Annotated in this window: 21 protein-coding genes; 13 read left to right on the forward strand and 8 right to left on the reverse strand. The window is 63.9% G+C overall.

The annotated features are described in order from the left end of the window. Window positions 1-6 precede the first annotated feature (6 nt). Entirely contained in the window at window positions 7-477 is a 471-nt protein-coding gene (locus tag AYB31_RS03340; RefSeq protein WP_068825765.1) for a MaoC family dehydratase, read from the forward strand. A gap of 81 nt (window positions 478-558) precedes the next feature. Here the strand turns inward: AYB31_RS03340 and AYB31_RS03345 are convergent, their stop codons facing one another. Genes AYB31_RS03345 through AYB31_RS03355 form a run of 3 tightly spaced genes read right to left on the reverse strand, consistent with a single transcriptional unit; the run spans window position 559 to window position 3,617 of the window. After that, entirely contained in the window at window positions 559-1,425 is an 867-nt protein-coding gene (locus tag AYB31_RS03345; protein ID WP_068825766.1) for an efflux RND transporter periplasmic adaptor subunit, read from the reverse strand. A 10-nt stretch (window positions 1,426-1,435) separates the two neighbouring features. Beyond that, entirely contained in the window at window positions 1,436-1,642 is a 207-nt protein-coding gene (locus AYB31_RS03350; protein ID WP_068825768.1) for a DUF1656 domain-containing protein, read from the reverse strand. Then, window positions 1,629-3,617, reverse strand: a complete 1,989-nt coding sequence (locus AYB31_RS03355; protein WP_068825825.1) for an FUSC family protein — start codon at window positions 3,615-3,617, stop codon at window positions 1,629-1,631. The genes AYB31_RS03350 and AYB31_RS03355 overlap by 14 nt, the downstream gene beginning before the upstream one ends. A 218-nt stretch (window positions 3,618-3,835) precedes the next feature. On the opposite strand from AYB31_RS03355, the gene AYB31_RS03360 reads away from it, so the two are divergent. The 5 genes from AYB31_RS03360 (at window position 3,836) to AYB31_RS03380 (ending at window position 8,367) form a co-directional block, all read left to right on the forward strand. Beyond that, entirely contained in the window at window positions 3,836-4,423 is a 588-nt protein-coding gene (locus tag AYB31_RS03360) for a TetR/AcrR family transcriptional regulator (protein WP_236715493.1), read from the forward strand. 1 nt (window position 4,424) lies between these two features. Beyond that, window positions 4,425-5,387, forward strand: a complete 963-nt coding sequence (locus tag AYB31_RS03365; RefSeq protein ID WP_068825771.1) for an HlyD family secretion protein — start codon at window positions 4,425-4,427, stop codon at window positions 5,385-5,387. Then, the gene (locus tag AYB31_RS03370; protein ID WP_201787417.1) at window positions 5,384-6,322 is read left to right on the forward strand and encodes an ABC transporter ATP-binding protein; all 939 of its coding nucleotides are present in this window, start codon (window positions 5,384-5,386) and stop codon (window positions 6,320-6,322) included. Before AYB31_RS03365 ends, AYB31_RS03370 begins: the two co-directional genes overlap by 4 nt. Continuing rightward, a complete protein-coding gene (locus AYB31_RS03375) occupies window positions 6,319-7,404 on the forward strand; it encodes an ABC transporter permease (RefSeq protein ID WP_068825772.1) in 1,086 nt (361 codons plus the stop codon). The genes AYB31_RS03370 and AYB31_RS03375 overlap by 4 nt, the downstream gene beginning before the upstream one ends. 84 nt (window positions 7,405-7,488) lie before the next feature. Continuing rightward, a complete protein-coding gene (locus tag AYB31_RS03380; RefSeq protein ID WP_068825774.1) occupies window positions 7,489-8,367 on the forward strand; it encodes a DUF6279 family lipoprotein in 879 nt (292 codons plus the stop codon). On the opposite strand, the gene ung is transcribed toward AYB31_RS03380, so the two are convergent. After that, window positions 8,339-9,031, reverse strand: coding sequence for a uracil-DNA glycosylase (gene ung / locus AYB31_RS03385; RefSeq protein WP_068825776.1), 693 nt, complete (start codon window positions 9,029-9,031; stop codon window positions 8,339-8,341). The two genes, AYB31_RS03380 and ung, sit on opposite strands and share 29 nt — an antisense overlap. 239 nt (window positions 9,032-9,270) lie before the next feature. On the opposite strand from ung, the gene AYB31_RS03390 reads away from it, so the two are divergent. After that, on the forward strand, window positions 9,271-9,684 hold the full coding sequence (locus AYB31_RS03390; RefSeq protein ID WP_068825778.1) for a PaaI family thioesterase: 414 nt from the start codon (window positions 9,271-9,273) through the stop codon (window positions 9,682-9,684). Between the two features lie 19 nt (window positions 9,685-9,703). Here the strand turns inward: AYB31_RS03390 and AYB31_RS03395 are convergent, their stop codons facing one another. Further along, complete coding sequence (locus AYB31_RS03395; protein WP_068825780.1) at window positions 9,704-10,876, reverse strand: hydroxymethylglutaryl-CoA reductase; 1,173 nt, start codon at window positions 10,874-10,876, stop codon at window positions 9,704-9,706. 432 nt (window positions 10,877-11,308) lie between these two features. On the opposite strand from AYB31_RS03395, the gene AYB31_RS22220 reads away from it, so the two are divergent. After that, window positions 11,309-11,440, forward strand: a complete 132-nt coding sequence (locus tag AYB31_RS22220) for an SAM-dependent methyltransferase (protein WP_236715494.1) — start codon at window positions 11,309-11,311, stop codon at window positions 11,438-11,440. Between the two features lie 44 nt (window positions 11,441-11,484). On the opposite strand, the gene AYB31_RS03400 is transcribed toward AYB31_RS22220, so the two are convergent. The 3 genes from AYB31_RS03400 to AYB31_RS03410 form a co-directional block, all read right to left on the reverse strand. After that, entirely contained in the window at window positions 11,485-11,982 is a 498-nt protein-coding gene (locus tag AYB31_RS03400; protein WP_068825782.1) for a hypothetical protein, read from the reverse strand. A 154-nt stretch (window positions 11,983-12,136) separates the two neighbouring features. Beyond that, window positions 12,137-14,281 (reverse strand): AAA family ATPase, encoded by a 2,145-nt coding sequence (locus AYB31_RS03405; protein WP_068825783.1) that lies wholly within the window; start codon window positions 14,279-14,281, stop codon window positions 12,137-12,139. Between the two features lie 207 nt (window positions 14,282-14,488). Further along, a complete protein-coding gene (locus AYB31_RS03410) occupies window positions 14,489-15,370 on the reverse strand; it encodes an AraC family transcriptional regulator (protein WP_068825785.1) in 882 nt (293 codons plus the stop codon). A 118-nt stretch (window positions 15,371-15,488) separates the two neighbouring features. Between AYB31_RS03410 and AYB31_RS03415 the strand changes: the two genes are divergently transcribed. From AYB31_RS03415 to AYB31_RS03435, 5 genes are all read left to right on the forward strand, one after another. Continuing rightward, entirely contained in the window at window positions 15,489-16,982 is a 1,494-nt protein-coding gene (locus AYB31_RS03415) for a CoA-acylating methylmalonate-semialdehyde dehydrogenase (RefSeq protein ID WP_068825787.1), read from the forward strand. 96 nt (window positions 16,983-17,078) lie between these two features. Continuing rightward, window positions 17,079-18,326 (forward strand): ABC transporter substrate-binding protein, encoded by a 1,248-nt coding sequence (locus tag AYB31_RS03420; protein WP_068825789.1) that lies wholly within the window; start codon window positions 17,079-17,081, stop codon window positions 18,324-18,326. Window positions 18,327-18,332: 6 nt separating this feature from the next. After that, the gene (locus AYB31_RS03425) at window positions 18,333-19,496 is read left to right on the forward strand and encodes an acyl-CoA dehydrogenase family protein (protein ID WP_068825791.1); all 1,164 of its coding nucleotides are present in this window, start codon (window positions 18,333-18,335) and stop codon (window positions 19,494-19,496) included. A gap of 149 nt (window positions 19,497-19,645) precedes the next feature. Next, window positions 19,646-20,464 carry an enoyl-CoA hydratase gene (locus tag AYB31_RS03430; RefSeq protein ID WP_068825794.1) on the forward strand — a complete coding sequence of 273 codons (819 nt, stop codon included), beginning with the start codon at window positions 19,646-19,648 and terminating at the stop codon, window positions 20,462-20,464. Between the two features lie 185 nt (window positions 20,465-20,649). Continuing rightward, window positions 20,650-21,405: enoyl-CoA hydratase/isomerase family protein (locus AYB31_RS03435; protein WP_068825796.1), on the forward strand; the 756-nt coding region annotated here is incomplete at its 3' end.

Raw genomic sequence — 21,405 nt, forward strand, 5'->3', positions numbered from 1 at the left:
CCGACCATGAGCCAGATCACCAACATCCCCTACGACAAGCTTGAAGTCGGCCAGCAGGCCAGCTTTGCCAAGACCGTCGAAGAGCGCGATATCCAGCTGTTCGCTGCCGTATCCGGCGACAACAACCCCGTGCACCTGGACGCCGCCTTCGCCGCCGAGACGATGTTCAAGGAACGCATCGCCCACGGCATGTTCAGCGGCGCCCTGATCAGCGCGGCCATCGCCTGCAACCTGCCCGGCCCGGGCACCATCTACCTCGGCCAGCAGCTCAAGTTCACCCGCCCGGTGAAACTCGGCGACACCCTGACGGTGAAACTGGAAGTGCTGGAAAAACTGCCCAAGGGCCGCGTACGCCTGGCCACCCGCGTGTTCAACCAGAACGACGAGCAAGTGGTGGACGGCGAAGCCGAAGTCCTCGCACCGCGTGCCGAGCAGACCCTGAACATGCCGGAGATGCCCAAGGTCACCGTCGGCTGATCCAGGCTAAGGTCGCGTTCTAAAAAGGCCGCTCAATGAGCGGCCTTTTTTATCTCTAGCCCTGTGGGATAGGGGAAAGCACTACTGCGACTCCTGGCGAGCGACCCGCACGCTGGCAGTCATGCCTGCGCTCAAGGGCAGGTCCTGCGGGATGTTTTCCAGTTCGATACGCACCGGGATGCGTTGGGCCAGGCGCACCCAGTTGAAGGTCGGCTCGACATTGGCCAGCAGTTGCGCGTCCGCCACCGCGTTGCGGTCGGTGATGCCGCGGCTGATGCTCTGCACCTTGCCCTGCAGTCGTTCGTCGCCGCTCATAAGGATCACCTCGACTGGCGCGCCGACACGGATGCCGGGCAACTTGGTCTCCTCGAAATAGGCCTGCACGTAGAACGAGTCATCGGCCACCAGCGCCATCACCGCCTGGCCGGCCTGAACGTAGTTGCCCTGGGCCAGATGCAGGTTGGTGATCTGACCATCGCGCGGGGCACGCACCTCGCTGCGCTTGAGGTTGAGTTCGGCCAGCTTGACCTCGGCCTCGGCCTGCTGCAGTTCGGCGCGAGCAATCGCGGCGTTGATCTGGGCGTTCTCACGCAGCTCGGCGCTGATCGCCTGCGGCCCCAGGTGGGCACGCCGGCTGGCCTCGTGCTCGCGCAGGTTGAGCTGCTGGCGCTGGGTTTCGGCCAGGGCTCGCGCCTTGTCCAGCGCGGCCTGGTAGCGCTCGCGGTCGATGCTCATCAGCAGATCGCCCGCCTTGACCTGCTGGTTGTCCTGCACCTTGAGTTCGACCACCCAGCCGGACACATCCGGGGCAATGGTCACCACATCGGCTCGCACCCGCGCGTCGCGGGTCCAGGGCGCAATCATGTAGAAGTGCCACAGCCACCAGCCGGCCAGCACGGCCACCAGCACCACGACCAGGGTCACCACAACACGGGGAAACGCATTCATTGCCAACTCCTCACCAGGTGGCCAGCGTCGCGAGCAGCGCCGCCAGCACACAGACATACAGGGCACAGTCGAACAACGCCTCGTGCCAGATCCAGCGCGCCAGGCCGGCACGCTGCAACACCAGGCGCAGCGCACCGGTCAGCAGCAGCGCCAGCAGCGCATACAGCAGCATCGGGCTGAGCAGCACGCCGCCCAGGGCCCACTCACGCAATGCCATCGGGTTCTCCTTGGCGCTCGCACCACTGGCGCCAGCTATGAGTCAATTGCAGCAAAGCCGCCTCGGCCAGGCGCAGTTCGATGGCCGGGGGCTGCTCACGCAGCGCTTGCGTCAGCGCCTGGGCAGGTGCATTCAGCGCCTGTGCACGCTGCAACGCTGGCCCCTGGCGCAACTGCTCACTCACCGTGGCAAGAAAGCGCTGCTCGGCCTTGTCCGCAGCATTGCCGGCCGCCGCCAGGCAGGCGCGCAGATGCAGCAGTTCGTCACCCAGGTCGAGGCTGTCGACCCCGTCATCCCAGCGGCTACGCCCGGACTCCGGCAGCTGCGGGTAGTAGCGCGCCAGCTGCAACAGGCGATCGGCCATGCGCCCGCCAAACCAGTTCTCGGCACCGCTCAGTGCCCGTGAACACAGGCGCGCCAGGTCATCCAGGGTCGCCTTGAGCAGGCGACGCCCATGCCAGAGCGGGTTGCGCAGCACGATCAGGCGCAGTGCCAGCACCGCACAGCCCACGCCGATCAGCATGGCCAGCGCCTCGTTGAGGAAGAAGGCGACGTCATAAACCATCGCGTTGCTCGGCGCGCAGAGCACGATGAAATGCATGCTGAAAGAGGTGGCAGTCCCGGCCAGAGCCGGCCGGGACATGCCCAGCAGGCCGAAGAACAGCGGCACGCCCATCGCCAGGCAGAGCATGGCGAAGCTGCTCAGCTGCGGCAGCAGTATCTGCCCGACCAAGAAGGCCACCGGCAGTGCATAGAAGATGCCGCGCAGAAAGGACATGCCGATCAGGTCGGCATTCTCGCGGCTGGCAAACAGGCTGCACACCACCGCACCCAGAAGCAGCGCGCCACTGGCAGCAGGCCAGCCGGTGGCCAGCCAGAAGGCCGACAAGGCCAGCAGCGTCAGGCAACTGCGCATGCCATATACGGCGGCCGTCTGTATGTCGCGGTGCCAGGACAATGCCGGCGGCGCATCGACAGGCGCCTGGCCGGCCTCCACCGCCGCCTGGGCCTGCTGCGCCCGCAGCAACTGCCGCACCAGCAGGCTCAGACGGGCAAGGCAGTAATGGCGGGCCGAGCTCAGCTCGCCGCCATCGGCTTGCGCACGCAGGTGGTCCCGCAGCGCTTCCAGCTGGGCCGGATCGGCAGCGGTCAGTTGCGCCTGCACCTGATCCAGGTAAGGCGCCAGCTCACCGGCATCGCGCACGTCCAGTTGCTGCCACTGGCGAGCGACCCCACGAGCCAGCCGCAGCAGGCCGAGCAATTCCCGGCTCAGCGCACGCAAGGCGCGGGCTCGCTGGCGGCCGCGACTGCCCTCGAACCAGGCGTGCTCACGCTGGGCATCCACCGCCACGATGCGCCCCAGGGTTTCCAGCAGCCCCTGGCGCCCCGCCTCACGGCCCTGCAAGGCCGCCGCCGCGGCCTGGCAGCCACCGAGCCAGGCTGCGCGTGCCTGCTGCACCAGTTGGTGCTCCACCCGCTGCGGCCAGAGCACGGCGCTGATGGCCATCGAACAGAGGATGCCGAGGCAGATCTCGGTACAGCGCGCCACCGCCTCGTCGAACACCAGCAAAGGCTTGCCGACGATGGGCAGGCAGATGATCGCCACTGTGTAGCCGGCCAGCACGAAGGAATAGGCCCAGGCGCTGCGCAACAGGGTCGAGGCGGCGGTACACAGGCCCAGCCACAGCGCCATCACCAGCAGAAAGAGCCAGGGCGCTTGCGCGAACAAGCCCATGAACACCACCGCCATGACGGTGCCAACCAGTGTACCGAGCAGGCGCGCCAAGCCTTTCTGCACCACCATGCCAGCCAGCGGCTGGGCCACGATAAAGGCCGTCATCAGCGCCCACTGCGGCTGTTCGAGCCCGAAACGCATGGCGCACCACAACGCCAACCCAGCACTGAGCAGGGTTTTGACCGCGAACTGCAGAGCCATGCGGCTGGGAATCAGAAAGGCCGAGAGGGAATCACGCACTGCGGACACCAGGAAGGGCATTGATGAGAAAGGTAGTTGTATGCGCTGAATTCGACCAAGCAAACAAAGCTAATTATTAGCCAGCTATCTTTTATTCGTCCAGCCGAATTCATGACGGCTAGGGGTTGCCATTAATTAATTGATCGGTTAATTAATGGCACATGAACGAATTACCTCCTACTCCGCGCGCACCGGGCCGACCAACCGCAGCAGCCACCGTGCCGCGCGCACAACTGCTGGATATCGCCACCGACCTGTTCGCCCACCAGGGCATCCGGGCCACCAGCCTGCGCGCCATCGCCGAGCGCGCTGGAGTCACTCCGGCCCTGCTCAACTACTACTTCGGCGGCAAGGAAAAGCTGGTCGACGCCATGGTCGAAGAGCGTTTCCTGCCACTGGTGGTCCGCGCCGCCGAAGGCCTGCAGCGCGCCGGCGAAGACCCGCAGGCACTGGTCGAGGCTTTTATCCGCGAGATGGGTCGCAACGTTGCCGAGCAACCCTGGCTGCCCCAGCTGTGGGTGCGCGAGATCCTCTGCGAAGGTGGCGTACTGCGTGAGCGCCTGGTCGATCGCGTCGCCCCCCTAGTGCCACTGCTGCTGGCCCAGCGCTTTGCCGCCGCGCAGGCACGCGGCGCGCTCAATGCCGAGCTCGACCCACGCCTGCTGGTGGTTTCGCTGATCGGCCTGACCCTGCTCCCCTACGCCGCCGCCCCTATCTGGCGCGGTGTCTTCGCCAACCCGCAGATCGGCGATGACGCGCTGATCGCCCACACCCTCGCCCTGCTCAAGGGCGGGATGGAGCCCTGAGATGCATCGCCTCCTCCTGAGCTGCCTGCTGCTCGTCTGCCTGGCTGGCTGCGATTCGACCGAAGAACGGCTGCTCGGCGCCCTGGAATGGGATCGCGTGGGCCTGCCTGCCGAAGCCTCGGAAACCATCCTCAGCTGGAAGGTGGCCGAGGGCGAGCGGGTCGAGGCTGGCCAGTTGCTGCTGGAGCTAGACCCGCGCCGCCAGGAGGCGCGTCTGGCCCAGGCTCGCGGCGAGGTTGCGCAGGCCGCCGCGCGCCTGGCCGAACTGAGCAACGGCGCGCGCAGCGAGACCATCGATTCGGCCCGCGCCACCTTGGCGCGCAACCGCGCCGAACTGACCGATGCCGAGCGCAACTTCCAGCGCATCGCCGCCCTCTACCAGCGCAAGCAGGTGGCCATCGCCGAACTGGACCGCTCACGCGCTGCCCGCGACCAGGCCAGTGCCGCCACCCGCAGCGCCGAAGCGCAGCTGCTTGAGCTGACCAACGGCACCCGCCCGGAACAGCTGGAACAGGCCGCAGCCGCGCTGGATGCCGCCCGTGGCAACCTGGCCCAACTGCAGGTCGGCCGCGAGCACCTGAGCCTGCGCGCCCCGCGGGCTGGCCTGGTCGACGCGCTGCCGTTCAAGGTCGGCGACCAGCCACCGGTCGGTGCCGAACTGGTCAGCCTGCTGGTCGGCGAAGCCCCCTATGCACGCGTGTTCATCCCTGCCAGCGTGCGCGCGCAGATACAGGTCGGCGACGCCATGCAGGTCTTCATCGAAGGTATCGAACAACCCTTCGCTGCCTGCGTGCGCAGCATCCGCAGCGAAGCCAGCTTCACCCCCTACTACGCCCTCACCGGCGACGACGCCAGCCGCCTGATGTACCGCGCCGAGTTGCTGCTCGAAGGCGAGGCCGCGCGGCAACTGCCCGCGGGCCTGCCGCTGTATGCGCAGCGTATCCGCGAAGAACAAGCACGATGAACGGTGACCCGCTGGTTATCCGCGCCCGCGGCCTGAGCAAGCGTTTCGGCGAACTCACGGCGGTGGACCAGCTGGACCTGTCCGTGCGCCGCGCCGAGGTCTTCGGCTTTCTCGGCCCCAACGGCTGCGGCAAATCCACCACCATTCGCATGCTCTGCGGTCTGCTGCAGCCCAGTGCCGGCGAAGTCGAGGTGCTGGGCTACCAGATACCGCGCGACGCCGAGGAGCTGAAACGGCGCATCGGCTACATGACCCAGAAGTTCTCCCTGTACGAGGACCTCACGGTGCAGGAAAACCTCGAGTTCCTCGCGGCCGTGCAAGGCATCGGCCGCCGCGAAACGCGCCAACGCATCGAGGAACTGCTGGAGCGCTACTGGCTCGCCGACCGTCGCAACCAGATGGCCGGCACCATGAGCGGCGGCCAGAAGCAGCGCCTGGCCCTGGCCGGCGCCGTGCTGCACAAGCCCGACCTGCTGCTGCTCGACGAGCCCACCAGCGCCGTCGACCCGCAGTCGCGGCGTGAATTCTGGGACTCGCTGTTCGAGCTGGCCGAGGCCGGTACCACCCTGCTGGTCTCCACCCACTACATGGACGAAGCCGAGCGCTGCACCCGCCTGGGCATTCTCGACGCTGGCCGCCTGGTGGCCGATGGCAGCCCGCGCGAACTGATGGATGCCCTGCCACGCAACCCGCTGCTGATCGAATGCGCCCAGCCTCGCCAGGCCCAGCGTGCCCTGCAGGGGCACCCGGCGGTGCTGGCCACGGCGCAGATCGGCGCGACACTGCGTGTGCTATGTGCCACCGACGATGCCCGCACCGTGATCGCCAGCGCCCTGCGCCAGGCCGGCGTCGAAGCCACGCTGAAAGATGGCGAAGCCAACCTGGAAGACGTGTTCGTCGCCGTTACCCACAAACCCGTGGAAGCCCGACCATGAACCTGCGCCGCATGGCCGCCATCGTCCTCAAGGAGCTGCGCCAGCTGCGCCGCGACAAGCTGACCTTCGCCATGATCGCCGGCATTCCCCTGCTGCAACTGGTGCTGTTCGGCTACGCCATCAACATGGACGTGCGCGGCATCGAGGCCGCCGTACTCGACCAGGCGAACACCATGCGTTCACGCGAAGCGGTGGCCGAAATCGCCTCCAGCCAGGTGATCGATGTGCAATACCACCTCGACGACCCGCAGCAGATCGATCATCTGCTGCGCCAGGGCAAGATCAGTGCGGCGCTGGTGGTGCCCCAGGATTTCGAAGCCCGCCTGCAACGCCCGGACCCCAGCCGCCCACCGCTGCAACTGGTAGTGGACGGCTCGGACCAGAGCGTCCAGGCCTCAGCCCGCCAGCTGGCAGCCTACCCCCTGCCCGGCTGGGGCGGCCAGCCAGGGGTGGAAGTGGTGAACTTCTACAATCCGGAACGCCTGGCGCCGCTGAATACCGTGCCGGGCCTGCTCGGGGTGATCCTGACCATGACCATGGTGATGTTCACCGCCGTGGCCCTGGTGCGCGAGCGCGAGCACGGCAACCTGGAGCTGCTGATCGCCACCCCGGTGTCGCCCTGGGAACTGACCATCGGCAAGGTGCTGCCCTTCGTCGGCATCGGCCTGATCCAGGTCAGCGTGATCCTGGTCGTCAGCCACTGGTTGTTCGCTGTGCCGGTACGCGGTTCGCTGCTGGAGCTGTATGGCGCGTCGCTGCTGTTCATCGTCGCCAGCCTGGCCCTCGGCGTATGGCTGTCGACCCTGGCCAGCACCCAGTTCCAGGCCATGCAGATGGCCTTCTTCACCTTCCTGCCGCAGATCCTGCTGTCCGGTTTCATGTTCCCCTTCGCCGGCATGCCCAGGGTGGCGCAGTGGATCGCCGAGTTCATGCCGCTGACCCATTACCTACGCCTGTCGCGCGGCATCATGCTGCGCGAGGCCGGGCTGCACGAACTGTGGCTGGAGGTTCTGGTGCTGCTGCTGTTCTGCGCGGTACTGCTGAGCCTGGCGGTGGCACGCATCCACAAGCGCCTGGACTGACGCGATGTTTTAGCGGATATGTCGCCACCTCCCGCCTGACGGCAGCGCGCACTATGCTGGCGGCAACCGCTGTGGAGAATCGCCATGCGTCCACACCTAGCCTTGCTGGCAGTGCTCAGCACCTTCGTCCTGCTGACGGCCTGCAGCCGTTTCGACCTGGCCTACCGCAACCTCGACTGGCTGCTGAACTGGCGCATCGCCAGCTACCTCGACCTAAACCAACAGCAAAAGGCCTGGCTCGAACCACGCATCGACCAACACCTGGCCTGGCATTGCAGCACCCAGCTGCCACAGCTGGCCGACTGGCTGGAGCAGGACCGCGCCGACCTGGCGGCCGGCACACTGGATGCCACTCACCTGCACAGGCGTTTCGCCGACCTGCACGAATCCCTCGGCATCCTGACTGGCGAAATCGGCCCGACCGCCGCCGGCCTGTTGCAACAGCTCAATCCGCTGCAGGTGCAGCAGCTACGCGAAGCGATGGCGGAGGAAAACGCCAAGCTGCACCGCGAGTTCGTCGCGCCGCCGCTGAGCGAGCAGATCGCCAAACGCACCGAGAGCACCGAGGAGCGCCTGCTGCCCTGGTTCGGCGAGCTCGATAAAGACCAGCAGGCCCGGGTCCAAGCCTGGTCCGTGCGGCGCGGCGAGCAGAATCGCCTGTGGCTGGACAGCCGCGAGCGCTGGCAAACAGCGCTGCTGCAAGCCCTGGACGGCCGTCGCAGCGCCGACTTCGCACAACGCATCGACACCCTGCTGCGCGACCGCCAGCGCTACTGGAGCGAGGAATACCGCCAGGCCTTCGCCGCAGGCGAGCGCGACCTGGCGCAGCTGCTCGGCGATCTACTCGCCAGTGCCGATGCCACGCAGCGCCAGCACTTGCAGCAGCGACTCGACGACCTGCACGAGGACATCGCCGGACTGACCTGTACTCCGACTACAGAGCCGGCAGTCGCCAGTCGATAGGCGTCAGGCCGCACTGCTCCAGGTATTTGTTGGTGCGGCTGAAATGGCCGTTGCCGAGGAAGCCCCGGTAGGCCGACAGCGGCGACGGGTGCGCCGACTTCAGCACCAGGTGGCGGGTGGTATCGATCAGTTTCTGCTTGCTCTGTGCATGCGCGCCCCAGAGCAGAAACACCAGCTTGCCCGGACGCGCGTTGACCGCCTCGATCACTTTGTCGGTAAACGGCTCCCAGCCCTTCTTGGCGTGCGAGCCCGCATTGGCCTGCTCCACCGTCAGCGAGGTGTTGAGCAGCAGCACGCCCTGCTCGGCCCAGCTCTGCAGGTAGCCGTGCGCGGGAATATCGATGTTCAGGTCGCGCTTGAGCTCCTTGAAGATATTCACCAGCGACGGTGGCGCTGGCACGCCCGGCTGCACCGAGAAGCACAGACCGTGGGCCTGGCCGGGGCCGTGGTATGGGTCCTGACCGATGATCACCACCTTGACCTGCTCCAGCGGCGTGGAGTTGAGCGCATTGAAGATCAGCGGCGCCGGCGGAAAGATCACCTTGCCGGCGGCCTTCTCGGCCCGCAGGAACTCGCCCAGTTCGCGCATGTATGGCTTGTCGAACTCCTCGCGCAGGGCCGCCTTCCAGCCCGGTTCGAGTTTGATGCGGTCGTCGGTGGTCATGCGCGGGTTCCTGCGGCGAAAACGAAAGCGGCACGCTAGGCAAGGCACCGGGGCAAGTCAAGGCAACGCTGCTTAGCCCTGAAAGGAATGAGCCGAACCTCGACACTAACCCGCCGTTACATCGCACTCTATGTATGGGCTCCCATAAGCCACATGCGCCGCCATCACGCCGCTGGATGCGCCTTGCCGGGGCCAGGAGCGCGACCAAGACTGCAGACTCCAACCCACGGAGCACCACCATGGACAGCACCAGCGGAATCAGTCGCGCACGCCTGGAACAGGCGCTGGAACACTCCACCTTCGCCCAGTTGCTGGGCGCCGAACTGCTCGACTTCGAGCCGGGCAAGGTCAGCCTGCAAGTCGCCAACCGCCCGGACCTATGCCAGCACCACGGCTACATGCACGGCGCGGTGGTCGGCTTCATGGTCGACAGCGGCTGCGCCTGGGCCGCCGCCTCGCTGGTAGGCGACGTGGTCACCAGCGAATACAAACTCAACCTGCTCGCCCCGGCACTGGGCGAGCGCCTGATCTGCCGCAGCGAAGTGCTCAAGGCTGGCCAGCGCCAGGCCGTGTGCCGGGCCGATGTGTTTGCCGTGAAGGATGGCGCGGAAAAACTGGTCGCCACCGGCCTGGCGACCATCGCGCGGGTCTAAACCCGCGCAATACCCTGCATCAGCGGTTGCGCCCCAACGCATCATGGCTGCTGACCCAGTCGCCGGCCAATATTGCCGAGGTCAGCGACACGTCGCCGGCCAGCACCACCGCCGCGATGATCTCCGCCAGCTTGTCGGCCTTGCCGGCACCCACGCAGCCGAGCATGTCCAGGCATTCGCGCTGGGTCGGCAGACCGGTGCCGCCGCCGTGGGTGGCGCAGATCACCGCCGGCAGGGTCACTGACCAGTAGTAGTCGCCGTTGTCCAGCAACTGGCCATAGGTGATGCCGCCATGTGATTCGGCGACGTTGGCCGCATCCTGCCCGGTGGCGATGAACATCGCCGCCAGACCGTTGGCCGCATGCGCACCGCTGTAGGCCGAGCCGGCCTGAAAGGCGCCCACGGCGGCAATCTGTCGATAGCGGTAGAGGTTGGCGGGGTCGACCCGCAGCAGCTCGTGGGCCACCTCACGCTTGAGGGTGAACTCGGCGATCACCCGCTTGCCGCGCGTCTGGATCATGTTCATCGCCGAGTGTTTCTTGTCCGTGTCGATGGCGCCGGAGAGGATGTAGCGCGGCTGTAGCGGATGGTTGGCCTTGATCCACTCGCAGGCGGCGAAGGTGGCCTTGCTGGTCATGTTCTGCCCTGCGGCATCGCCGGTGGTGTAGCAGAAGCGGGTGTAGAGCATGTTGGCCACAGGGTACTGCTCGATCTCGAACAGCTTGCCGCTGCGCGTGGTGGTCTCGGTGATCGCCTTGATCGTCTCGAACTCGCTGACCAGCCAGGCGCCGAATTCGCGCGCCTGCAGGGCATCCTCGAACATGAATACCGGCGCACGCTGCATGGAATGCTTGACCACAGTGGTCTTCACCCCACCGGACGCGCTGATGGCGCGCATGCCCCGGCTGTAGCTGGCCAGCAGCGTGCCTTCGGTGGTGGCCATGGGAATGTAGAAATCGCCCCGCGCATGCTCGCCCTCGATACGCAGCGGCCCCGCCACACCCAGCGGCATCTGCACCACGCCGATGAAGTTCTCGATATTGCCCTGGGTCACAGCCGGGTCGATGACGTACTGGCCGACCACATCCAGCGCTGCGCCGGTCTGCTCCTTGATGAAGTCGCGGCGCGTAGTGGCCTGCTCCTGGGTGTAATCGTTGGCGGGGTTACGGGGAATCGAGGCGCCTCGTGACATCTTGCTCTCCTGCACATTCGGATGGGTCGCGGAACGGATGAGCTTAGGTGGTAATCCGTCGTTCCGAGTATGCCCATGACCCGCAACCGAGGCTTGCCCAAGGACGCCAAAGAGGTGATCGAACGTGTCAGCCAGGGCGGGTCTGGAAGATGCTCCACATGGCCAGCTCTGGCCGTCTGGATTGGCTAAACCCGACCATAGCTTTCGAGCGGTCACGGGCGAAAAGTAAAGGAGCCGCCGGCGTGGCCGCCTTTAACACATGCTTACTATGAGGCAACTCCGCCTCGGCATCCTGGTGATGAACCCACGGGATAACGTCGACTTCATCCAGGGTGACTTCACCGAAGACAGCGTGCTCCGAAGATCCTGGCCAAGTTCAACAGCCGTCAGCCCGACCTGACCATCTCCGACATCGCGCCCAACATCAGCGGCGTGGCGGAGACCTTCCTCAAGGACGTGCGCAGCTCGTTCGAGAAAGTGATGATCCGCAAACCTGAAGCCTCCCGCCCACGCTCCCGCAAGGTGCACCTGGTCAGCAAGGGCTTCAAGGGCTTCAAGGGCTAGGCGCCGCGACAGCGCCGGCATTTGCTCAAAGCCGGCGCTTTACCTCAGGAACGGGCGCCTGCGGCGCCGCGAGCGTTCTTCTTCTCCAGGATCAGCGAAGCCTCGTTGTAGGCTTTCTGGAAAGCCTCGCCGCCGACCCAGTTCACTGCCGCGTCTTCGTCTTCATCGTGGAAGAGCCCGCGATAGACGATCAACAGCCCCATCATGAAGTCGATCGCCGACTCCTGCGATTCCTCGGCCACCACCAGCTCCAGCACCGGGTATTGCAGGAAGATCAGACACATCGCCAGCAGGCTGATGTCTTCCCCCAGCTTCATCGCCTGAAACAGATCGTCGAAGTCGGCCGGATCGAAGCCGTTCTCCTCGATGTCCTTGAAGTCGAAGGCGCTCAGGTCGATTGCCACATCATCGAACGGCTCGTTGACCAGCGGATTGGCCAGCAACGGATGCACGACGTTTGCCTTGGACTTACCCACGCGATTCTGCTTGGCCTTGGCTTTGGCCCGCTGGGCGCGTTTTTGCTGTTTATCAGGGGACGCCATGGACGAGGTCCTTGTTCAGACAGCCAAGTTCATGGCCAGGAAATAGGGCACAGATTGTATTCCGTCTTGGTCAGAAGCGCCGTGACGATTCAGTTGGTCGCTATCGGCCAAAAGCTGACGTTCAGGGCAGGGAAATAAATCTGAACCTTTTCGCTTAGGCCATCATTTTCTCGTAGTGCTGCTCAAAACCAGTACGCACGAACACCTGTCTGAATCGCTCGATATAGTGACCAGGCTCAATCTCACCAAAGTCCGTAAGATTCACGGCATCTGAGTGAGATTCGCGATTGACATAGCGGTACAGAGCCTTGAACTCATTGTCTTCCTCAGCCAGCTCCTGCAATGCCTTTGCGAGCTCATCCTGCCTGTGCACAAAGTTGAAATAGTGCTCAAGAATGTTTCGCATCATGTTGGGGATAACAGATACTGAGGTTCGACCTGACTGGGCGTCTTTTATCGCCTGCCAGAACGATTGGTAATCGTTCTGTACATCTGATGCCTTCATTGGGATGACGCTGGTGTATTGCGCCTTGGTGATTCTGAATAACGAAAAGTCATCAGCCTTCTTCAGATGCTTGAGCATCTCATGAAAAAAGAACAGGTTGTGGGTCAGGATGAAAACCTGCTTGAACCGATCTTTTGGGCTTAGCACCCTTCGGTAGATCAACGATGCGATATCGTAAACATAGTTGTGTGACAGGCTGGAGATTGGATCATCGATAACAATGACGCGATTCGTCTTGAGCTTACCGCTCTTGCTATCGAGGTCTCCATTGCAAACCTCTAGAAAGTACAGGAATGAAATCAGCGTCTTCTCGCCCTCACTCAGGGTTTTGAAGACCCCCTGCTGCTGAACCGGCCTTTCCAGGCGATAACGGGGCAAGTCGTCCTCTTCCCGCACCACTAAGAAACCTTTGAGACCCAGCGTACTGAGCGACGCGTTGATACTGTCTATCGACTGGTCAATATTGGTTATTTTTGCCCTGTTCTCAGTGATGATTTGCTTTTGTTCTTGAGCCTGGCTTTTGATCAATTCAATGGCCTGACGCTTCGCTGAAATCTGTGTATCCAGGTCGCCCCGCACTGCTTTGGCACTAGAAAGCATGGGGTCGCTGGCAGATCTGAAACACTTCCAGAATCGGGACTTAATCTTCTCCAAGTGAGCCTTTTTGTCCTTTACCTTGAGATTGAAGGCGGTGGTCTTATCCTGCTCAACCTTCACTAAAGAGTTCAGGTTATCCACTATTTCGGTCGACGATTCTAAGACGACTGGGAGTGAGGGGTTAGCAAGCTTTTCGGCAAGCAAACGGCAATTTTTCTGCAGAAGAACCTCAAGTGCAGCGATGCCTATCGCGAACTCCGGCATTTGATAATCAGGTCGTAGGTACTGTGCCTTCAGCCGGGCTGCACCTGCTTCATACCTGTCTTTCAACGCAATCAAACCCTCCATTCTTCTCTGGTAGGTCTGATCGAAAACTTTTCCGAGCTCTTTGTAGAAATCAGCCTGGAGCTTCTGCTGGCAAAAAGGACATGTATCGTTATTTTTATCAGCGAACTTAAAGGCCTGTTTTATCCAGTCGGAATTACCAAGGTCGTTAATTATCTCGCTAAGGTAAGAACTATCAGAACCAGTTATCGCTTCCTCTAGCAAGGTGCTGAACTCAACATCCCGCTCCGGAAAACTGAATGAGGGAAGCACTGGGCGCTCTTGATCACTTGCAGACAGTAGTTCACTCGCCTCCAGAGCTAACGTCTCGAATGTGTCTGACACAGGCTCCAGATTCAGGCTTTCGACCTTTTCCGCTAAGCGCTCCTTAGTGTTTAAGGCTGTGAAACAGAACTTCAAATCTGAGCTGTCGTGCTGCTTTCTCAAGGCCCAAAGATCATCTAGCAACGTTTCTCTATTCGCTTTCAGGGTCGCAGCTAAGGCCTTACCAGCGTCCAGTTCAGCTTGCCGCTGTTCGGCCAGCTTCTTTAGCTCCGCTTCCGCAGCTAGTAATGCATTTTCTGCATCAATGTTCCCTTCGTTGAGGGTGAAGACACCGGGCTGCGAGCTCTCCTGAAAATGGTTTTCCATGAAATTGTGGTTGTAGACCACCAGTTCACGGTCAGGATTTGAAGGCTGAACGTCGCAGTCGGAATAAATCAGATCGCCGGGATCCTGGAGGTAATTGCCGATAGTGGTCTTACCCGTGCCATTGTGGCCGTAGAACATGTTGACCTTGGTCAGCGGCTCGATCGTCAAACTCGCAACCGGGGAATAGCTGGTCACGCCTCGCAGAATGATTTGCTTTATCACTGACAGTCCCTATCGAGAAACGGCTATCAAGGCTTCATCCTAGGTCTGAGCAGTGAGATTAGGAAGCCATCATTACAAAGCACATCTTCAGTCGAAGATCACTGCGTAGGAAAAGGGACAAATTTATTAGTAGGCGGACTGATGACTGCTTTTGGCCGATAGCTGCCAGCGTGATACATCTGCTTTCCGTCGAAATCGCCCTTTCTCTCAGCCCCGATGCAACGCCCGGTAATGACTGGGCGCCATACCCACCACCTTCCTGAACAGCCGCGAAAAGTAGTACGGGTCCTCATAGCCCAGTTGCTCGGCGATCTGCCGCACTTCCAGCGCGCCTTCGTCGAGCAGGCGGCAGGCCTGGGCCATCTTCAGCTGGATGAAGTCCTGGATCGGCGCGTGGCCGGTCAAGGCGCGGTAGGTCTTGGCGAAGTGGAAGCGCGACAGTTTGAACTGTGCGGCCAACTCGTCGAGGTTGAGGCTACCGTGCAGGTGGCTGCGCATCACCGCCTGCACGGCGTCCACGTCCAGCACGCGACCGGATTTCAGCGTGGCGCGCACCGGCAGCACGGCGAGGGAGCTGAGCAGCGCCTGCAACTGGTGGGCAGCATGGATGAAGTGCGCGGCATTGAGGCCCTGGCGGTGCAGGCCGAGCAGCGCCTCGAAGTCGGCCAGCAGGCGTGGTTGCACGCCGATGCGGCGTACGCCGGGCTTGCCCAGCAGGCTGACAAAGTCCTCGCCGAGGCTGCCGTCGAAATGCACCCAGTACAGGGTCCAGGGTCTGGCGGCATCGGCGCCGTAGCTGTGCACGTAGCCCTTGGGCAATAGCAACAGATCGCCACCGCCCACATCGAATCGTCCATCCACCGTCTCCAACCAGCCACGCCCGGCGCGACAATAGATCAGCAGGTGATCGTCCGGCGCGGGGCGTTGCATGCGGTGCCCGACAGCCTCGGGATAGAAGCCCAGGGCCAGTGGATAGCAGCCTGCGGACAAGGGATGACGCGCCAGAACCCGGCGCAGGCGCGGCGGTACGACGAAGCGCAGGCCATTGGCCGGCAGCGGCCAGTTGGAGGTTTCCACCGCGACGTTCATGGCGCCCTCTTTCTTGTTCGAATGCCAAGATCGTCCATCCAATGAACAAGATCGTCAATCCACAGCATGCTTTTCTGCGGCTATAACAGGGGCACACAAGAACAACAGGAGGCCCCCGATGCCCCAGGTGATCCCGCAGCTGATCGACGGTGAGTGGCAAGCCAGCCAGGCCCGCGAACTGATCGAAGTGACCGACCCGGCCACCCAGGAAGTCCTGGCCCTGGCGCCCAAGGCCACCCATGAGGAAATCGAGGCGGCCATCGCCAGCGCCAAGGCGGCCTTCCTCGCCTGGCGCGAAGTGCCGGTACCGGAGCGCGCACGGCTGATGCTGCGCTACCAGCACCTGCTCAAGGAACATCACGACGAGCTGGCCGAAATCCTCGCTGCGGAAACCGGTAAGACCTTCGCCGACGCCAAGGGCGATGTCTGGCGCGGCATCGAGGTGGCCGAGCATGCGGCCAACATCTGCAGCCTGATGATGGGCGAAACGGTCGAGAACGTCGCCCGCGAGATCGACACCGCCAGCTATATCCAGCCGCTGGGCGTGTGCGTCGGCATCACCCCGTTCAACTTCCCGGCGATGATCCCGCTGTGGATGTTTCCGCTGGCCATCGCCTGCGGCAATACCTTCATCCTCAAGCCTTCCGAGCAGGACCCGCTGACCCCCAACCGCCTGGCCGAGCTGTTCCTAGAGGCCGGAGCCCCCAAGGGCGTGCTGCAGGTGCTGCACGGCGGCCGCGAAGTGGTCGATGCCCTGTTGGTGCACGAAGACATCCGTGCCATTTCCTTCGTCGGCTCGGTGCCGGTCGGCCAGCACATCTACCGTACGGGAACGCAACATCTGAAGCGCGTACAGGCCTTCGCCGGGGCCAAGAACCATATGGTGATCATGCCCGACGCGCCCAAGGACCAGGTCATCAGCAACCTGCTTGGCGCCAGCTGCGGCGCCGCCGGCCAGCGTTGCATGGCGATCAGCGTGGCGGTGTTCGTCGGCGAATCGAAAGCCTGGATCGACGAACTGGCGGCGCAGATCGCCGAGCTGAAACCCGGTTACTGGAAAGACCCCAGCGCCGCCTACGGCCCGTTGATCAGCCAGCAGGCCAAACAGCGCGTGCAGCGCCTGATCGCCGAAGGCAAGGCCGAAGGTGCCGAGTGCCTGGTCGATGGCTCACACTGTGAAGTGCCCGGCTACCCCAACGGCAACTGGCTGGGCCCGACCCTGTTCCGTGGCGTGACCAGCAAGATGAGCCTGTACCGCGAGGAGATCTTCGGCCCGGTGCTGGTGTGCATGGAGGTCGACACCCTGGAGCAGGCCATCGAGCTGGTCAACGCCAGCCCCTACGGCAACGGCACCAGCATATTCACCCGCTCCGGCGGCGCGGCACGGCACTACCAGCACGCGGTGGAAGTCGGCCAGGTGGGCATCAACGTACCGATCCCGGTGCCGCTGCCGTTCTTCTCCTTCACCGGCTGGAAGGGCTCCTTCTATGGCGACCTGCACGCCTACGGCAAGCAGGCGGTGCGCTTCTACACCGAGACCAAGACGGTCACCAGTCGCTGGTTCGATGACACTCCGGTCAGCGGACCGAACATGACCATTCAACTGAAATGAGAACTGAGTAGTCACTTCTTAGACCAATAGACGATCACTAGAACTGGACGAGCGGCGTAAAAGGGTCTTCTGCAGAACAACAATAAGGAGACTGCAATGCGCCGATTGACTGCCACCCTGGCCCTCTGGGCCGGGATCACCGCCTGTGCGCAGGCCGCCGAGCCGATCACCCTCGGTCTCAATTACCCGCGCACCGGCCCGTACAAGGAAGAGGGATTGGCACAGATGCGCGGCGCCCTGCTGGCCATCGACGAGATCAACGCCAAAGGCGGTGTGCTCGGCCGCTCGCTGCGCCTGTCCAGCCAGGACACCGCCTCGCGCCCGGCCAAGGCGGTGAAGAACGTCGACAAGCTGGCCGACGAAGGCGCGGCGATGCTGTTCGGCGGCGCCTCCAGCGCGGTGGCCATCGCTGCCGGCAAACGTGCGCGCGAGCGTGGCCTGCTGTACTTCGGCACCCTCACCTACTCCAACGACACCACCGGCAAGGACGGCCAGCGCTACCTGTTCCGCGAGTGCAACAGCGCCTGGATGAGCGCCAAGGTGCTCGGCCAGTACCTGAACAAGACGCAGCCGAACAAGAACTACTTCTACGTCACTGCCGACTACACCTGGGGCACCACCAGCGAAAGCTCGCTGCGCCAGACCACCGGCACCGACGATATCGCCCGCCACCCCGGCCTCAAGGTGCCCTTCCCCGGCGCGCGCCTGGCCGACTACCAGAACGCCCTGACCCAGGCGGCGCAGAGCAAGGCCGAGGTGCTGGTACTGGTGCTGTTCGGCGAGGACCTGGTGCGCGCCATGCGCGTGGCCGAGGACCTGGGCCTGACCCAGCGCATGCAGATCGTCGCACCCAACCTGACCCAGGCCATGGTCGAGCAGGCCGGCCCAAGCCTGATGGCCGGGGTGATTGGCACCGAGCCCTGGACCTGGCACGTGCCCGAGCTGGTCGGCTCGGAGCCCGGCAAGGCCTTCGTGCGTAACTTCACCGAACGCTACGAGGTCTACCCCTCCAGTTCGGCAGCCTCGGCCTACAGCATCGTCCAGCAATGGGCAGACGCTGCCGGCCGCGCCAAGAGCCTCGACAGCGAGGCGCTGATCAAGGCCCTCGAAGGCCACAGCTACCGCCTGCTCAAAGGCGAACAGCAGTGGCGCGCCTTCGACCATCAGAACGTGCAGAGCGTCTACGCGGTGAAGGTCAAGCCGCGCGCCGAAGTGATGAAAGACGCCCTGCGCCAGGATTATTTCGAGATCGTCCACCAGCTGGGTGGCGCCCAGGCCGCGCCGAGCCTCGCCGAATGGCAGGTCGAGCGCAGCGCCGCCAACCAGCCCAACACATTGCAGTGAGGAACCATGGACTTTGAGCTGAACGAAGAACAACGCCTGCTGGTCGACAGCGCCCGCGCCTTTGCCGCCCACGAGCTGGCGCCGCACGCGGCCGACTGGGATCGCGACCACCACTTCCCGGTGGATGTGATCAAGCGCGCCGCCGAGCAGGGCTACCTGGCCCTGTACATCAAGGAAGAAGACGGCGGCCTGGGGCTGTCGCGCCTGTCCAGTTCACTGATCTTCGAGCAGCTCTCGGCCGGTTGCGTGGCCACCACGGCCTTCCTCACCATTCACAACATGGCCAGTTGGATGCTCGCCTCCTTCGCCGACCAGTCCTTGAAGGACGCCTGGCTGCCACGCCTGACCAGCGGCGAGCTGCTGGCCTCCTACTGCCTCACCGAGCCGGACGCAGGCTCCGACGCCGCGCACCTGCGCACCCGCGCCCGGCGCGATGGCGACGACTACGTCATCGACGGCAGCAAATGTTTCATCTCCGGCGCCGGCAGCACTGATGTATTGATCGTCATGGCGCGTACCGGCGAAGACGGTGCCAAGGGCGTGTCCTGCTTCCTGGTACCGGGCGACGCCGAGGGTGTGAAGTACGGGCGCAACGAGTTGAAAATGGGTTGGCGCGCCCAGCCGACCCGCACCATCGCCTTCGAGGGCGTGCGCATTCCGGCGGGCAACCGCATCGGCCCGGAAGGTCAGGGCTTCGTCTACGCCATGAAGGGCCTGGATGGCGGGCGCATCAATATCGCCAGCTGCTCGCTGGGCGCGGCGCAGGCGGCGCTGGAGCAGAGCCTGCGCTATGTCGAGGAGCGCAAGCAGTTCGGCAAGGCCATCGGCGAATTCCAGGCCCTGCAGTTCAAGCTGGCCGATATGCTCACCGATCTGACGGCGAGCCGGCAGATGGTGCGCCTGGCCGCCCACAAGCTGGACCACGGCCACGCCGAGGCCAGCCTGTACTGCGCCATGGCCAAGCGCTTCGCCACCGACCACTGCTTCACCCTGTGCAACGAGGCCCTGCAGCTGCACGGTGGCTATGGTTACCTCAACGACTACCCGCTGGAGCGCTGGGTGCGCGACAGCCGCGTGCACCAGATTCTGGAAGGCACCAACGAGATCATGCGGGTGATCATCGCCCGCCGCCTGCTGGACCAGGGCGGCATGCTCGATCGCCTGCTGTAGTTTTGCTTTTAGTCCCCTCTCCCCTCGGGAGAGGGTTAGGGTGAGGGCCAAGCAGGCAACGCAGAGTGGCCTGATACAGCCTCACCCTACGCGGGCCGCCCCAGCCCCTCTTCCAAGATGAGAGGGGAGTTTCTATTACGAGGAGCGTTATGAGCACTGCCATCGAAGCCTACAAACCCGGGGTCTTCGACCTGACCCACAAGCTGACCGTGGAGAAGCACGGCCATACCGCGCTGATCACCATCAACCACCCGCCGGCCAACACCTGGGATCGCGACTCGCTGATCGGCCTCAAGCAGGTCATCGAACACCTCAATCGCGATGACGATATCTACGCCCTGGTGGTGACCGGTCAGGGCAGCAAGTTCTTCAGCGCCGGCGCCGACCTCAACCTGTTCGCCGACGGCGACAAGGCCCGCGCACGTGAGATGGCCCGCCGTTTCGGCGAGGCCTTCGAGACCCTGCGCGACTTCCGCGGCGTGTCCATCGCCGCGATCAATGGCTACGCCATGGGCGGCGGCCTGGAGTGCGCCCTGGCCTGCGACATCCGCATCGCCGAGCGCCAGGCACAGATGGCCCTGCCGGAAGCCACCGTCGGCCTGCTGCCCTGCGCCGGCGGCACCCAACATCTGCCCTGGCTGGTCGGCGAAGGCTGGGCCAAGCGCATGATCCTCTGCGGCGAGCGCGTCGACGCAGAAACCGCCCTGCGCATCGGCCTGGTCGAGCAGGTGGTGGATACCGGCGAAGCCCGTGGCACTGCCCTGCTGCTGGCGGCCAAGGTGGCGCGGCAGAGCCCGGTGGCGGTACGCACCATCAAGCCGCTGATCCAGGGCGCCCGCGAGCGCGGCCCGAACAGCTGGCTGAGCGAAGAGCGCGAGCGCTTCGTCGACCTGTTCGACGCCGACGACACCCGCGAGGGCGTCAACGCTTTCCTGGAGAAACGCGACGCCCAGTGGCGCAACAAATAAGCAAACCTGTGCGGTACGTGTGGGAGCGGCTGGGCGGCAATCCGCTCTAGCCGCGATTGAGGCCCCATCGCGGCTAAAGCCGCTCCCACAAAAACAGGCCCGTAGGGTGGATGTCGCCGTTTACATCCGCCAACACATCGCACGGTAGATGGTGCAAGCGCACCCACCCGACGCCGGATATGACCATGAATGTAAGTTTCGAAGAACGCCCCGCCCCCCACGGCTACCGCATCGGCATCGCCATCCTGGACGCGGAGAAGAGCCTCAACGCCCTGACCCTGCCGATGATCGAGGCGCTGGATGCCAAGCTGCGCGAATGGCAGGACAACCCCGCCATCGCCTGCGTGCTGCTGCGCGGCAACGGCCCCAAGGCCTTCTGCGCCGGTGGCGACGTGGTGCAGCTGGTCCAACAATGCCGCGAACATCCCGGCGAGGTGCCGCCGCTGGCGCGGCGTTTCTTCGCCGACGAATACCGTCTCGACCACCGCATCCACACCTATCCGAAACCGCTGATCTGCTGGGCCCACGGCCATGTGCTGGGTGGTGGCATGGGCCTGATGCAGGGCGCAGCCATCCGCATCGTCACGCCGAGCAGCCGCCTGGCCATGCCGGAGATCAATATCGGCCTGTATCCGGACGTGGGCGGCAGCTGGTTCCTCGCCCGCCTGCCGGGCAAACTCGGCCTGTTCCTCGGTCTCACCGCCAGCACCATCAACGCCGCGGATGCTCTGGAGCTGGACCTGGCCGACCGCTTCCTGCGCGACGACCAGCAGGAGGCCCTGCTCGACGGCCTGGCCCAGCTCAACTGGCAACACCAGCCAGCCGAACAGCTCACCAGCCTGCTCCGCGCCCTGGAGCACGAGGCCCGTCCACAGCTGCCGCAGGCCCAGTGGCTGCCGCGCCGCGCGCGCATCGACGCGCTGCTCGACGTGGCCGACCTG

The organism is Pseudomonas sp. BMS12 (assembly GCF_001592875.1).
Lineage (GTDB): Bacteria > Pseudomonadota > Gammaproteobacteria > Pseudomonadales > Pseudomonadaceae > Aquipseudomonas.